This is a genomic window from Nocardia pseudobrasiliensis NBRC 108224, assembly GCF_001613105.1.
Classification (GTDB): domain Bacteria; phylum Actinomycetota; class Actinomycetes; order Mycobacteriales; family Mycobacteriaceae; genus Nocardia; species Nocardia pseudobrasiliensis.
The window spans coordinates 47,020-60,744 of sequence record NZ_BDBS01000053.1; the positions used below are offsets into that span (position 1 = coordinate 47,020).

General features: G+C 67.5%; 15 protein-coding genes and 1 pseudogene. 11 read left to right on the forward strand and 5 right to left on the reverse strand.

Annotation, left to right across the window (positions count from 1 at the left end):
• Positions 1 to 46: 46 nt before the first annotated feature.
• Positions 47 to 2,182 carry a S9 family peptidase gene (locus tag NP4_RS33865; RefSeq protein WP_068006626.1) on the forward strand — a complete coding sequence of 712 codons (2,136 nt, stop codon included), beginning with the start codon at positions 47 to 49 and terminating at the stop codon, positions 2,180 to 2,182.
• On the opposite strand, the gene NP4_RS33870 is transcribed toward NP4_RS33865, so the two are convergent.
• A complete protein-coding gene (locus tag NP4_RS33870) occupies positions 2,179 to 2,475 on the reverse strand; it encodes a hypothetical protein (RefSeq protein ID WP_068006628.1) in 297 nt (98 codons plus the stop codon). The two genes, NP4_RS33865 and NP4_RS33870, sit on opposite strands and share 4 nt — an antisense overlap.
• A gap of 119 nt (positions 2,476 to 2,594) precedes the next feature.
• Here NP4_RS33870 and NP4_RS33875 point away from each other — a divergent pair, with 119 nt between their 5' ends.
• On the forward strand, positions 2,595 to 3,296 hold the full coding sequence (locus tag NP4_RS33875) for a DUF2334 domain-containing protein (protein ID WP_068006630.1): 702 nt from the start codon (positions 2,595 to 2,597) through the stop codon (positions 3,294 to 3,296).
• 3 nt (positions 3,297 to 3,299) lie between these two features.
• Here the strand turns inward: NP4_RS33875 and NP4_RS33880 are convergent, their stop codons facing one another.
• Positions 3,300 to 3,917 carry a LysE/ArgO family amino acid transporter gene (locus NP4_RS33880; RefSeq protein WP_068006631.1) on the reverse strand — a complete coding sequence of 206 codons (618 nt, stop codon included), beginning with the start codon at positions 3,915 to 3,917 and terminating at the stop codon, positions 3,300 to 3,302.
• Positions 3,918 to 3,990: 73 nt separating this feature from the next.
• Between NP4_RS33880 and NP4_RS33885 the strand changes: the two genes are divergently transcribed.
• The 4 genes and pseudogenes from NP4_RS33885 (at position 3,991) to NP4_RS33895 (ending at position 6,792) form a co-directional block, all read left to right on the forward strand.
• Complete coding sequence (locus NP4_RS33885; protein ID WP_068006633.1) at positions 3,991 to 4,878, forward strand: LysR family transcriptional regulator ArgP; 888 nt, start codon at positions 3,991 to 3,993, stop codon at positions 4,876 to 4,878.
• A gap of 89 nt (positions 4,879 to 4,967) precedes the next feature.
• Positions 4,968 to 5,201, forward strand: a pseudogene (locus tag NP4_RS40435) (amino acid permease); the annotation flags it as partial.
• A gap of 16 nt (positions 5,202 to 5,217) precedes the next feature.
• Positions 5,218 to 5,415 carry a hypothetical protein gene (locus NP4_RS41830; protein ID WP_068006635.1) on the forward strand — a complete coding sequence of 66 codons (198 nt, stop codon included), beginning with the start codon at positions 5,218 to 5,220 and terminating at the stop codon, positions 5,413 to 5,415.
• Positions 5,416 to 5,421: 6 nt separating this feature from the next.
• Complete coding sequence (locus NP4_RS33895) at positions 5,422 to 6,792, forward strand: dipeptidase (protein ID WP_068006637.1); 1,371 nt, start codon at positions 5,422 to 5,424, stop codon at positions 6,790 to 6,792.
• On the opposite strand, the gene NP4_RS33900 is transcribed toward NP4_RS33895, so the two are convergent.
• Positions 6,789 to 7,433, reverse strand: a complete 645-nt coding sequence (locus NP4_RS33900; protein WP_068006639.1) for an MBL fold metallo-hydrolase — start codon at positions 7,431 to 7,433, stop codon at positions 6,789 to 6,791. The two genes, NP4_RS33895 and NP4_RS33900, sit on opposite strands and share 4 nt — an antisense overlap.
• An 89-nt stretch (positions 7,434 to 7,522) precedes the next feature.
• Between NP4_RS33900 and purS the strand changes: the two genes are divergently transcribed.
• Both purS and purQ read left to right on the forward strand, forming a co-directional pair.
• Positions 7,523 to 7,759 carry a phosphoribosylformylglycinamidine synthase subunit PurS gene (purS, locus tag NP4_RS33905; protein ID WP_068006640.1) on the forward strand — a complete coding sequence of 79 codons (237 nt, stop codon included), beginning with the start codon at positions 7,523 to 7,525 and terminating at the stop codon, positions 7,757 to 7,759.
• A gap of 76 nt (positions 7,760 to 7,835) precedes the next feature.
• A complete protein-coding gene (purQ, locus tag NP4_RS33910; RefSeq protein ID WP_068006642.1) occupies positions 7,836 to 8,513 on the forward strand; it encodes a phosphoribosylformylglycinamidine synthase subunit PurQ in 678 nt (225 codons plus the stop codon).
• Positions 8,514 to 8,532: 19 nt separating this feature from the next.
• On the opposite strand, the gene NP4_RS33915 is transcribed toward purQ, so the two are convergent.
• Positions 8,533 to 9,603 (reverse strand): substrate-binding domain-containing protein, encoded by a 1,071-nt coding sequence (locus NP4_RS33915; protein WP_068006643.1) that lies wholly within the window; start codon positions 9,601 to 9,603, stop codon positions 8,533 to 8,535.
• A 28-nt stretch (positions 9,604 to 9,631) separates the two neighbouring features.
• On the opposite strand from NP4_RS33915, the gene NP4_RS33920 reads away from it, so the two are divergent.
• From NP4_RS33920 to NP4_RS33930, 3 genes are all read left to right on the forward strand, one after another.
• Positions 9,632 to 10,087 (forward strand): MarR family winged helix-turn-helix transcriptional regulator, encoded by a 456-nt coding sequence (locus NP4_RS33920; protein WP_245997868.1) that lies wholly within the window; start codon positions 9,632 to 9,634, stop codon positions 10,085 to 10,087.
• A gap of 176 nt (positions 10,088 to 10,263) precedes the next feature.
• On the forward strand, positions 10,264 to 11,178 hold the full coding sequence (locus NP4_RS33925) for a nitrilase-related carbon-nitrogen hydrolase (protein WP_245997869.1): 915 nt from the start codon (positions 10,264 to 10,266) through the stop codon (positions 11,176 to 11,178).
• Between the two features lie 10 nt (positions 11,179 to 11,188).
• A complete protein-coding gene (locus NP4_RS33930) occupies positions 11,189 to 12,484 on the forward strand; it encodes a M18 family aminopeptidase (RefSeq protein ID WP_068006645.1) in 1,296 nt (431 codons plus the stop codon).
• On the opposite strand, the gene NP4_RS33935 is transcribed toward NP4_RS33930, so the two are convergent.
• A complete protein-coding gene (locus NP4_RS33935; protein WP_169813846.1) occupies positions 12,433 to 13,716 on the reverse strand; it encodes a glycosyltransferase 87 family protein in 1,284 nt (427 codons plus the stop codon). The genes NP4_RS33930 and NP4_RS33935 overlap by 52 nt on opposite strands.
• Positions 13,717 to 13,725 lie beyond the last annotated feature (9 nt).

Sequence of the window (13,725 nt, forward strand, 5' to 3'; positions counted from 1 at the left end):
GCGACCTGACCACGCCCGTCGCGCCGGGCCGGTTACGGTGGAGCGCATGGCTCTCGACAGCGGTACCGGAACGATCCCGGTGGCCAAGCAGGTCCCCACTCAGCGCGTACATCACGGCGACACCTTCGTCGACGAGTACGAGTGGCTGCGCGACAAGGACGACCCGCAGGTGATCGCCTACCTCGAGGCGGAGAACGCCTACACCGAGGCGCAGACCGCCCATTTGCAGCCACTGCGGGACAAGATCTTCGACGAGATCAAATCGCGGACCCTCGAGACCGATCTGTCGGTCCCGGCCCGAATGGGCGACTACTGGTACTACTCGCGCAGCTTCGAAGGCAAGCAGTACGGCGTGCACTGCCGCCGTCGGATCGAGGATCCGAACGACTGGAACCCGCCGCGGCTGGACACCGACACCGCGGTCGACGGCGAGCAGATCCTGCTCGACAGCAACGTCCTGGCCGAGGGTCACGACTTCTTCGCCCTCGGCGCGTTCTCGATCAGCCACGACGGCAATCTGCTGGCCTATTCCGTCGATACCGTCGGCGATGAGCGATATGTGTTGCGGTTCAAGGATTTGCGCACCGGCGAGCTGCTCGGAGACGAGATCCCGGGCACCGCGCCCGGCGCGACCTGGTCGCTGGACGGCACGCACGTCTTCTATCAGACCGTCGACGAGTCCTGGCGGCCCGACACCGTGTGGCGACACCGGCTGGGCAGCGCCACCGACGCCGATGTGAAGGTCTTCCACGAGCCCGACGAGCGCTACTGGGTGAGCATCGGCGCGAGCCGGTCGGAGAAATACCTGATGATCTGGGTGGGTTCGAAGATCACCAGCGAGGGCTGGGTCCTCGAATCCGATGATCCCGAGGGCGAATTCCGGGTGCTGCTGCCGCGCCGCGAGGGTGTGGAGTATTCGGTCGAGCACGCCGTGATCGGCGGGCAGGACCGATTCCTGGTGCTGCACAACGATGTCGTGGACGGGGTCAAGGCGGAGAACTTCGTGCTGGCCGAGGCTCCGGTGGACGATCCGGCGGCGTTGACCATGCTGATCCCGCATCGCGACGATGTCCGGCTCGAGGATATCGACTGCTTCGCCGATCATCTGGTGCTGTCGTACCGGCGCGAGGCGCTGCCGCGAGTCGCGGTGTGGCCGTTGACCTCCGAGGGATACGGCGAGCCGAAGGAACTGGAATTCGGGCTGGAACTGTTCTCGGCGGGCGTCGGCTCGAATCCGGAATGGGAGCAGCCGACCCTGCGCATCGGGGTGACCTCGTTCATCACGCCGATGCAGGTGTTCGACTATGTGCCCGCCACCGGTGAACTGCTGCTGCGCAAGGAACAGCCGGTACTCGGCGGCTATGACGCGAACGACTACGAGCAGCACCGGGATTGGGCCGTCGCCGAGGACGGCACCAGGGTGCCGATCTCGATCGTGCGGCGCAAGGACCTGCCTGCCGGGCCGAAACCGTTGCTGCTCTACGGATACGGCTCCTACGAGGCCAGTATCGATCCCGGCTTCTCGGTGTCGCGGCTGTCGCTGCTGGACCGCGGCGCGGTGTTCGCGATCGCGCATGTGCGCGGCGGCGGTGAGATGGGCCGGCTGTGGTACGAGCACGGCAAGACGCTCACCAAGAAGAACACCTTCACCGACTTCGTCTCCTGCGCGCGGCATCTCGTCGATTCCGGGGTGACCACGCCCGAGCGGATGATCGCCGACGGCGGCAGCGCGGGCGGCCTGCTGGTGGGCGCGGTGGCCAATCTCGCGCCGGAGCTGTTCGCGGGCATACTCGCCAATGTGCCGTTCGTGGACCCGCTCACCTCGATACTCGATCCGTCGCTGCCGCTGACCGTCATCGAATGGGACGAGTGGGGAAATCCGCTGGCGGACAAGCAGGTCTACGACTACATGAAGTCCTACTCGCCGTACGAGAACGTCGAGGCCAAGCAGTACCCGGCGATCCTGGCGATCACCAGTCTCAACGACACCCGGGTGCTCTACGTCGAACCGGCCAAATGGGTCGCCAAGCTGCGTGCCACCAAAACCGGTGACTCCCAGCTACTTCTGAAGACCGAGATGAGCGCCGGTCACGGCGGCGTCAGCGGGCGCTATGAGAAGTGGCGAGAGGTCGCCTTCGAATACGCCTGGGTGCTGGACACTTTGGGACTCGGCGCGGCCTAGCCGAGGCCGCAGGCGGCGATATTCTCCAGCAGGAATTGCCGGTCGCGCTCGCGGGCGGATTCGATACCCCGGTAGGCGCCCTTGGAATCCATGATGCGCAGATAGGCGTCGGCGATCTGCTCGGGAGTGGCGTCCGGATTCTGCTTGCGGATGGTGTCGACGAGCGCTTTGGTGGTGTCGCACTGCTCCTGCGGGGTGAAGATCGGCGGCGGATCGCCCTCGTCGGCGTGGGCGATCGCCGGGGCTGCGATCAACAGCGGGACGGCGAGAGCGCTGAACAGTGCTGCCTTCATCCGGCCGATCCTAGTTCGTCATCCTGTCACCGGGTCGGCACGAGGTGGACATCTCGTGCCCGCACAGTGGGTATATGACCAGCGCAGCGCCTGTGAACAGCACGAACAGGGGGTCGCTCATGCGTGGGCAACTGATCGTCTCGGTGTCCGGTATCCGCGACACCACCCGGGCGGCGGCAACGGCCTTCGCCGCGGAGATGGACCGGCGTGAGGTTCCGCTGTCGCTGCTGGTCGCGCCGCGGCTGAAGGGGAAGTACCGGCTGACCGAGGATGCCGAGACCCAGCAGTGGCTGCGCGAGCGCCGCGAACTCGGGGATGCGATCGTGCTGCACGGGTACGACCAGGCCGCGACCAAGAGCCGTCGGTCCGAATTCGCCGCGCTGCCCAAACATGAAGCGCGCCTGCGTCTCATGGCCGCCGATCGCGTGATGGAGCGGGTGGGCCTGCGCACCCGGCTGTTCGCCGCGCCGCGCTGGAATGCCTCCGAGGGCGCGATGGCCGCGCTGCCCGAGGTGGGCTTCCGAGTGGCCCTGGGTCTGACCGCCATCTACGACCTCGAGCGCGGCGTCTCCGAACGCTCCTGGGTGCACGGCGTCGGCGAGGGTTTCCGGGCCGAGCCCTGGTGGTGTCATGCCTTGGTGATGAGCGCGGCCCGCACGGCCCGCCGTGGCGGGCTGCTGCGCCTGGCCGTCTCGGCCGCCCAGCTGGCCCGCTCGGGTCCGCATCAGGCCATGCTCGACGCGATCGATCTGGCCCTGTTCCACGAGGCCGTCCCCACGGTCTACCGCTGGGAGCCGTTCGCCGCGACCCGCGCGGCCTGATCCCTACTTCAGCAGCAGGGTGACGCCGAGGGCGATCATGATCGCGGCGATGAGCGTATCGAGGACGCGCCAGGCCGTGCGCCGCGCGAACAGCGGACTCAGCAGGCGCGCGCCGTAACCCAGGCCGAGGAACCACAGGATGCTGGCCAGCATCGCGCCCGCGGCCAGATACCAGCGGTTGGGGCCGTAACTGCTCGCGTAGGAGCCGAGCAGTACCACAGTGTCCAGGTAGACATGGGGATTGAGCCAGGTCAGGGCCAGGCAGGTGAGGAAGGTCGCGCCGACGGCCATCGAGGTGTCGGCGGTGTTGGGCGCGAGCGAGCCGGATGTGATCGCGCGGCGCAGAGCCAGCGCCGCGTAGCCGAGCAGGAAGGCCGCACCGGCGTAGCGGGCGAGGGTGAGCACGATCGGGGCCGCGGTGACGATCGCGCCGAAGCCGCCCACCCCGGCGGCGATCAGCACGATATCCGACACCGCGCAGACCGAGACCACCACGAGCACATGTTCGCCGCGGATGCCCTGGCGCAGGACGAACGCGTTCTGCGCACCGATGGCCACGATCAACGACAGCCCGAAACCCAGACCCGACAGTGCCGCGAGCGCGGCCGAGGAGACATTCACATTCTTCGACGTTATGGGCGGTTTTTCAGACAGACAAGCTAAAGATTTTCAACCACCATTACAGTTTCTTAATATGGATCTGCAGTTGGACCAGCTGCGCGCCCTGGACGCCGCCGTGGCCGAGGGCACGTTCGAGGCGGCCGCTCGGCGGCTGCGCGTCACGCCGTCGGCGGTCAGTCAGCGCATCAAGGCGCTCGAGGCGGCCGTGGGCCGAATTCTGCTGCAGCGCACGAAACCGGTGCGGCCCACCGACTCCGGGCTGGCGGTGCTGCGGCTGGCCCGGCAGATCGAGCTGCTCACCGGGGATACCGCGCGGGAATTGGGCGCGGCGGCAATGGAAGCCGACGATCGGGTGCGAATACCTTTGGCCGTCAACGCCGATTCGCTCGAGACCTGGGTGCTGCCCGCCCTCGCCGCCGCGCCCGCCGGGGTGTATTTCGAGATCCACCGGGAGGACGAGGAACATACGATCGGCCTGCTGCGCGACGGTACGGTCATGGCCGCGATCACGGCCGCCGCGCAGCCGGTGCAGGGCTGTACCGCGCGGCGACTCGGCGCGATGCGCTACCGCCCGGTGGCCACGCCGGAGTTCGTTCGCACATGGTTTGCCGAGGGTGCGACCGCGCGCGCGTTCGACGCCGCGCCGGTGGTGATCTTCGATCGCAAAGACGATCTGCAGGACCGCCTGATGCGCCGCCGCGCCCGGCGGCCGCTCGATCCGCCGCGGCACTACATCCCCTCCTCGTCCGGCTACGCCGAGGCCGTCCGGCACGGTCTGGGCTGGGGAATGCTTCCCGACCAGCAGGGTTCCGGGGATCTGGCATCCGGACGCCTGGTCGTACTCGATCCGCGCCTGCACATCGACGTGCCGCTGTACTGGCAGCAGTGGCGGCTGGACTCCCCGGCGCTGGGTGCCGTCGCGGCCACGATTGCGGCCGAGGCCGCCCGCGCGCTGGGCTGATTCGAGATTGCGGCTCATTAACGAATGATCTTGGAACGGCCCTCGGCGTGGCACAGTAGGCAGCGACGGCATTCGGCGGGAGGAGGGGCGTGAGGAACTACCTGTCCTGGATCACCCTGGCCCTCATGACCACCAGTTCGGTGGCGAGTCTGCGTTCCGCGCCGACCATGGCCGTATACGGGCTGGCGTGCGTATTCCTGTATCTGCTTCCGGCGCTGCTGTTCCTGTTGCCGACGGCGTTCGTGGCGGCCGAACTCGCATCGGGCTGGGACGGCGGCGTCTACAAGTGGGTGGGGGAGGGTTTGGCGAAACCGCTGGGTTTCCTGGCGGTGTGGCGCCGTGGCGCGCGGGCCACCGAACTCGCGCTATCTGGCCGCGATCAGCACCGGGGCGGGCGGACCCGGCAACCGGCCGATCATCGCCGACCGCGCGGTGATCACCGGCACCGAATTGGCCATCGAAACCTATTGCCCCGACAATCTGCCGGCATATCTTCGCCAAGTCGATACATTGAAGCTGGGCGATACGACGAAATGAGTTGATATGAGCGAAGTTTCCGGGGTGGATGCGCTGCGCGACCAGGTGCGTGCGCTGATGCCGAGGGCCAAAAGCGATCTGACGGAACTGGTTTCGTACAAGTCGGTGTACGACCCGCGAGTGTTCCCGATCGAGGAGTGTCACAAGGCCGCGCGGTGGGCGCTGGAGGCGTTGAAAGAGGTCGGCCTGACCGACGCGGACCTGTACGAGACGCCCGACGGCAGTCAGGCCGTGGTGGCCCGATATCCCGCGCCCGCCGGTGCGCCGACGGTGCTGCTGTATTGCCACTACGATGTGCAGCCGCCGATGGACGAGGCGGCCTGGCACTCGCCGGTCTGGGAACTCACCGAGCGCGACGGCCGCTGGTACGGGCGCGGCGCGGCGGATTGCAAGGGTAATCTCGTCGCGCATCTGACCGCCCTGCGCGCGGTGCGGGAGGCCATGGGCGGCACGGGTTTTCCGGTCGGCATCACGGTGGTCGCCGAGGGCTCGGAGGAGCAGGGCACAGGCGGGATGGAGGCCTTCGTCCCGCACAACGCGGATCTGCTGCGTGCCGATGCGCTGGTGATCGGCGACTGCGGCAATGTCGCGGTCGGCGCGCCCACCTTCACCCAGACCCTGCGCGGCATGGTATCGGCGGTGCTGACGGTGGAAACCCTTGCGGGACCGCTGCATTCGGGTATGTACGGCGGAGCCGCGCCGGATGCGCTGGCCGCGCTGGTGCAGGTGCTCGCCTCGCTGCGCGACGAGCGCGGCAACACCACCGTCACGGGCCTGCCCAATGATCAGGAGTGGGACGGCGAGCAGTATCCGCCCGAGCAGTTCCGTGCCGACGCCGATGTGCTCGACGGGGTGGACCTGGTCGGCGACGGCACGGTCGCCGACATGATCTGGGCGCGACCGGCCCTGACCGTGATCGGCATCGATGTGCCGCCGGTGGTCGGCTCCTCCTCGGCCATCCAGCCGAAGGTGCGGGCCCGGATCAATCTGCGCATTCCGCCGGGTATCGATCCGGAGCAGGCGCTCGAGGCCCTGACCGCCCATGTGGAATCGAACGTCCCGTGGCACGCGAAGGCCACCCTCGAATGCGAGGGCCTGGCCGCCCCGTTCCGCTCCGGCACGGGCGGGCCCGCGCGCACGGCCATGGAGCACGCCTTCCAGGCCGCCTACGGCCGCGCGGCGACCACCCAGGGGCAGGGCGGTTCCATCCCGCTGTGCAACACCTTCGCCGACACCTATCCGAACGCGGAGATCATGCTGCTCGGTGTCGAGGAACCGAAATGCCTCATCCACGCGCCCAACGAGAGTGTGGATCCGACCGAGATCGAGCGCATCGCCCTCACCGAGGCGGTGTTCCTGACGACCTACCGGGGTTAGAACTCGGCGTGGTCCTCCGGCTCGATGACCTTGAATTCGGTATCGGCCGGACGCATTTCGGTCAGGCGGCCGAAGTAGATGCCCTGCGCGGCGTCGGCGATGATCCCGTAGTGGATCGGCACCGCCGTGCGGGGCGCGACCGCCCGCAGATAATCGACGGCCTCGCTGATCCGCATCCACGGCGCGACCGCGGGCAGGGCCAGCACGCCCACGCTGGTGGGCGGCACCCACAGCGAATCGCCCGGATGGACGAATTCGGTGGGATCGTCCGGGGTGCCGAGCTGGAAGACCGTGTTGTCGATCACCGGAATCTCCGGATGGATCACCGCGTGCCGCCCGCCGCCCCCGGTGATCTGCACCTTGCCGACGGTGAGCACATTGCCCGCGTGCACGGGTTCCCAAGGGCCGCCGCGCAACTGGGCCGTCTGCGGATCGGCCAGCAGCCGGGCGTTCGGATTCTTCTCCACCAGCGCATCGATGCGATTGGCGTCGATGTGATCGGGATGCTGATGGGTGACGGCGATCGCGTCGAGTCCTTCGATGCCCTCGAAGCCGTGCGAGAAGTTGCCCGGATCGAACAGGATCTTGGTGCCGTGCAACTCGACGAGAACGCAGGAATGTCCGAAGTGGGCTATGCGCATACGTTCACGGTATACCCGGGTCGGCGGAGTCCGACCGCTCCAACTAGGCTGATCAGGTAATCCCCCAGCACAGCGTGAGGAGCAAGCGCGTGGCACGAGTCGTGGTCGAGGTGATGCCGAAGGCCGAGATCCTGGATCCGCAGGGTCAGGCCATCGTCGGTGCGCTCGGACGTCTGGGCCTTCCCGGCGTCTCGGATGTCCGGCAGGGCAAGCGATTCGAACTCGACGTGGACGACAGCGTGAGCGACGCCGAACTCGAGAAGATCGCCGAGAGCCTGCTGGCCAATACGGTCATCGAGGACTGGAAAGTGGTTCGGCTGCCGTGAGCGAGCGTAGCGAGCGAACCATAAGCACAGCCGCCCGCGCGGTCATGCCGGAGCCGAGCGTCAGCGAGGTGGAGGCATGACAGCGCGCATCGGTGTCATCACCTTTCCGGGCACCCTCGATGACGTCGACGCCGCCCGTGCGGTGCGGCTGGCCGGAGGCGAGGCGGTCGATCTCTGGCACGCCGACGCCGATCTGAAGAATGTCGACGCGGTCGTGGTGCCGGGCGGTTTCTCCTACGGCGACTACCTGCGCGCGGGCGCGATCGCCCGCTTCGCGCCCGTGATGGGCGAGGTCGTCGAGGCGGCCGGGCGGGGCATGCCGGTGCTGGGTATCTGCAATGGCTTCCAGGTGCTGTGCGAGGCCGGTTTGCTGCCCGGCGCGCTGACGCGTAACGAGGGTCTGCACTTCATCTGCCGCGACGAGTGGCTGACCGTCGAGCGCACCGATACCGCGTGGACCTCCCGCTACGACGCCGACGCCCAGATCCTCATCCCGATCAAGAACGCCGAGGGTCGCTACCAGGCCGCGCCGCCCGTGCTCGACGAACTCGAGGGCGAGGGTCGGGTGGTGTTCCGCTACTCCGGCGACAATCCCAACGGTTCGCAGCGCGGGATCGCGGGCATCTGTTCGGCGGACCGTCGCGTGGTCGGTCTGATGCCGCATCCCGAACACGCCACCGAACCGCTCACCGGTCCGAGCGACGACGGTCTCGGGATCTTCCTGTCGGTGATCGACAGTCTGGTCTCGGCCTAGGGGGTTTCGACCCTAGGGGCTATCGGACCGTATCGACTATCTGCAGGTCCACTCCGTCGGCGCGGGCGATCAGCGCGGTGAATTGCTGGGAGTGATTGCCCTGGAACGCCCGCCCGCCGGACGGAGTCTCCAGCACCATGCCGTCGTCGAGGGCGGCCTGCATGAGCGGGACGTCCAGCGAACCGCAGCCGTGGGCCAGCGACTGCAGCGTGTACATGGCCTCGTAACTGGTGTTCCCGAAATAGGTCAGCTGCGGGGCGAAGCGGCCGTGCAGTCGGTGGTAGCGGGCCATCCGGTCCGGATCGCTGGTTCGGTTGTCAGGGAAGAAGCTCGATACGACGTAGAGGTTGTCGTTGGACTGCGGCCCGGCCGCCAGCAGCACGCCCTCGTCTATTCCAGGGCTGACGCGCACCTGCCGCTCGGAACGTCCGGTGTGCGCGAACTGCTGATTGAACCGCACGGCGTCGGTGCCGACGAGCAGCAGCACGATGCCGTCGGCGCGGTCCAGCCGCGGATCGCCCAGGAATTCGCTGAAGTCCTCGGTGCCCAGCGGGAAGTACTTCTCCAGCGTGATCGACCCCTGATGGGCCGTACGCACGGCCTTACCGGTGGCCATGGGCCAGATGTAGTCGTTGCCGATGATCGCCCAGCGCCGGGCCCCGAACTCGCGTTCCAGCCACTGCATCGCGGGCAGGATGTGTCCGGCCGGGTTCTCGCCGATCATCAGCACGCCCGGAGGCTCGTTGGGCAGATCCTCGTGGGTGGTGGCGAACAGGTAGGGCACCCGGCCGTCGGCCGCCCGGGCCACCGCACGGCGGACGGCAGAAATGTGCCATCCAGTAATGGCATCAACCATGCCGGTCGCCAGCAGGGCCGAAACCTCCTTGGCGACCTCGCGCGGAGCGCGGCCGCCATCGATGGTCGTGACACGTACCTCACGGCCGAGAATTCCTGTGCCGCTGTTGATTTCTTCCACCGCGAGGGCAATTGCCGCCTCACACGAGGGGGCCACAATTCCCGCCGGTCCCTGGAGTGGGACGATGTTGAGGACTTCGATCACATCGTCCGGACTCTCGCTGAACGGGAACATTCGGTACCCTCTTCTTGTCCGAGCGAAAATGATGGGCGGGAAAAATATGTCGACCATTGTAAGCGGCTTTTCCACTTTGCATGGGGCGCTGCGTGCGGCTGAGCGCAGTTGGCTGCGTCACCTCGACGCGGCGTTGTGCGCCAGGCAGCTGTCGGCCGACCAGTGGTCGATGCTGTCCAATCTGTCCGACCAGGCCGGTATCACGATGAGCGAGCTTGCTGCGCGTTCGCAGCTGCCGCCGTCGTCGGCTACCCGGCATGCGGATGCCCTGGCCGAGCGTGGCCTGATCTTCCGGATCGCGGCCGAGGACGACCGGCGCCGCATCCTGATCGGCCTGACCAAGCGCGGCGCTGAGCTGGTGGATTCGGTGCGGTCCGAGGAACGGCGTGCGGAAGAGGATCTCCGCAAGCGGATCGGGGCCCGCAACCACACCGACCTGCTGCGCCTGCTGGAACTCGTCGCGGAGATGCCCGTCGCCGACTGACGCCCGTCCTCGGGTGCGGTTGCTCGATGCTTGCTCCTCGGTAACTATGGATCCGGTGGAACCTTCCGTCTGGGAGTGCCGGAGCCATTGATGCTTATTGCCGAGGAGTGCGCATGGGTTGCGAAAATGGGACAGGTAATCCGGACATCGTTTCCGTTGCCGTAGTCAATCATCCCATGTCTCGATTGCACTCTCGGGCCGAAGTGCTCGCCAACTGCTATCGCATCGGACACATCGTCGACGGTTTGAAAACCGGACATCCGGAACTCGATCTCATTGTGCTACCGGAATTTTCGACCACCGGTGTCATGTACGACGAAACCGAGCTCTACTCGACGGCGATGGCGATTCCCGGTGAGGAGACCGAGGTTTTCGCGGCCGCGTGCCGCCGTAACCGGGTCTGGGGTGTGTTCGCCATGGGCGCGGAGTGCCATGAGCAGCATCCGCTGCGCCCGCCGTACAACACCGCCGTACTGATCGACGACGAGGGCGAGATCGTGCAGCGCTATCGCAAGATCGCACCGGCCCCCGAGGGCGAACTGTCCTGGCCGGGGGAGTCCACCTTCGTCACCGCCGGTCCCAAGGGACTGCAGATCTCGATCCTGCTAGGCGAGGACGGTAACTATCCCGAACTGTGGCGCGACTGCGCGATGAAGGGCGCCGAATTGATCGTGCGCGGTATGGCGTTGCGGGCCTGCGACGCCGAACAGCAGATCGGGATGGCCAAGGCCATGGCGTGGGCCAACAACGTCTACGTCGCCGCGGCCGGTGCCACCGGATTCGACGGCGTTCATTCCTACAGCGGCCGTTCGGCTCTCGTGGGCTTCGACGGCCGGGTGCTCGGCGAGTGCGGGGCCGAGGCACAGGACATGCGCTTCGCGGACCTGTCGATTCGCGCGCTGCGAGATTCGCGACGCTACCAACCCGAACGCAATCCGCTGCACGCGCTACTGCACCGCGGCGCGACCGGACTGGGCAAGGTCAATGTGGGCGTGCGCGGTCTGGCCGAATGCCCGCTGGATTTCTATCGGACCTGGGTGACCGACTCGGTCAAGGCGCAGGAGCAGGTGCACGAGATCACGGGTGTCTAGGATTTCCGGTATGCCGGTCTCGACCACCGCGACCGCGTCCGGGCTGTGTGCCTTCGTCGACGCGTCGCCCTCCCCGTTCCATGTCGTGCGGACCATCGCGGCCGAATTGGCGGCGCAGGGCTTTGCCGAACTGCCCGAGGCGCGGCCCTGGGCCGAGGCGGACAGTGGCCGGTACTACGTGGTGCGCGGCGGATCGCTGGTGGCGTGGGCGAGCGACGCGGTCGAACCCGCGAGCGGTTTCCGGGTGGTCGGCGCGCATACCGACAGCCCCAATCTGCGCGTCAAACAGCATCCCGATCTGGCCGTCGCGGGCTGGCAGCTGGTCGCCCTCGAACCCTACGGCGGCGCGTGGCTGAACTCCTGGCTCGATCGCGAGCTCGGCCTGTCCGGGCGGATCACCGTGCGGTCCGGAAAGGGTATGGCGGAGAGGCTGATTCGCATCGATGAGCCGATTCTGCGGGTGCCGCAGCTGGCGATCCACCTGTCCGAGGACCGGCGCGGGGTGACGCTGGATCCGCAGCGGCATGTGAACGCGGTATGGGGAGTGGGCGGCGAACCGCGATCGTTTCTGGCCTATGTGGCCGAACAGGCGGGTGTCGCCGCGGCCGATCTACTGGGCTGGGAGCTGATGACCCACGACCTCACCCCGAGTCGTCCGGTCGGCCGCGACGGCGATCTGGTGAGTGCGCCGCGGCTGGACAATCAGGGCACCTGTTACGCTGGGCTGCACGCCTTCCTGGCGGCTGTCGGACAGCCGGGCGCGGTGACGCCGGTGCTGGCGGTATTCGATCACGAGGAGGTCGGCAGCCAGTCCGATCGCGGCGCGCAATCGGATCTGCTGCCCGCGGTGCTGGAGCGGATCGTGCTGGCCCGTGGCGGCGGACGCTCGGAATACCTTGCGGCCCTGGCGAGTTCGATCTGCGCCTCCGGCGATATGGCCCATGCGACGCATCCGAACTATCCGGAGCGCCACGAGCCGCTGCATCGCATCGAGGTCAACGGCGGTCCGGTGCTGAAGGTGAATCCGAATCTGCGCTACGCCACCGATTCGGTGGGCGCGGCGGCGTTCGCGCTGGCCTGCGCGCAGGCGGGGGTGCCGCTGCAGCGGTTCATGAATCGCGCGGATCTGCCGTGCGGCAGCACGATCGGGCCGATGACCGCGGCGCGCACCGGCATGCCGACCGTGGATGTGGGCGCACCGCAGCTGGCGATGCATTCGGCGCGCGAACTCATGGGCGCGCACGATGTGGCGGCCTATTCGGCCGCGCTGGCCGCCTTCCTCACCCCGGCCGACACCGGTCGATAGCCGATCGCACCGGCCGCGAGCACGGCCAGTGTGACCAGCACGTAGCTGCTGCCGACGATCTGCTGCCACCACGACCAGCCCAGTTCGCGGTCCTCGTGGTGCGGCAGCAGCCACTGCGGGCCGACCATGAACAGAATCGCGATCGCGGCCACGGTGGCGAGGAACCAGGGTCGGCGCATCCCGCGCGCGATCGCGTCGGCGACCACCAACAGCGCCGGGGCGATCCACACCCAGTGATGCGACCACGACACCGGCGACACCAGCAGGATCGCGGCCGCGTTGACCAGCAGCGCACCCACATGCTCACCCGCGCCGATCAGCCGCCGCATCCACACCACCGCCAGCGCGAGCACGATGAGCGACAAGAGAATCCAGATGGTGATCGCGGTCGAATCGGCGACGCCGAGCCGGAAGGCGAAGCCCTTCAGCGACTGATTGCCCGCGAACTGCGGCGGTCCGATCCGGCCGGTGTCGAGCATCGTGTGGAACCAGTAGTTCGACGAATCCCGCGGGAACAGCAGGAATCCGAGCACGATGGCCCCGACCGCGGAGGCCAGCAGGGTGACGATGGTCCGGCCCGCCTCGCCGCGCAGCGCCGCCCGATCCCCGCGCAGCACGGCCCGCCAATCCAGGCAGAGCAGGAAGTACAGCAGATATCCGGCCGGAATCAGCTTGATCGACACCGCGACGCCGATCAGCATGCCGCGCGGCCAGAAGGGCTTGCGCACCAGCGCGTCCAGGGTGACCGCGGCCATGAGCACCAGATTGATCTGCCCGAAGTTGTAGGTCTGCCGAATCGGCTCGGACAGGTTCAGAATCGAGACCGCCCCGATCACCAACGCCCACTGGCTGGTTCGATCCAGTGTCGGGCGCAGGCGGTTGAGTACCACCCACAGCGTCGCGCCCAGGCAGGCGACCGAGGTCGCCAGCACCAGGATCTCGGCCCAGTGCAGCGGCAGCAGCGCCAGCGGCGCGAAGAACAGGGCGGCCAGCGGGGGATAGGTGAACGGCAGTCCGATGCCGCCCGCCTTGGGCATCGGGCCGTACAGATCGCCGCCGTCCAGCCACACCCGCGCGCCGTTGCGGTACACCTGGAGATCGATGTAGCCGTGCCACTGTTTGGTGAGAACGGACACGATCGCCGAGGCGGCGAACAGCCCGAGGGCAATCGGCAGCAAACGTCGTTGGCGGGCCGCCGGACTCGTGGTGGACGGCCCTGCTGAATTGGTCACGGGCAGTTC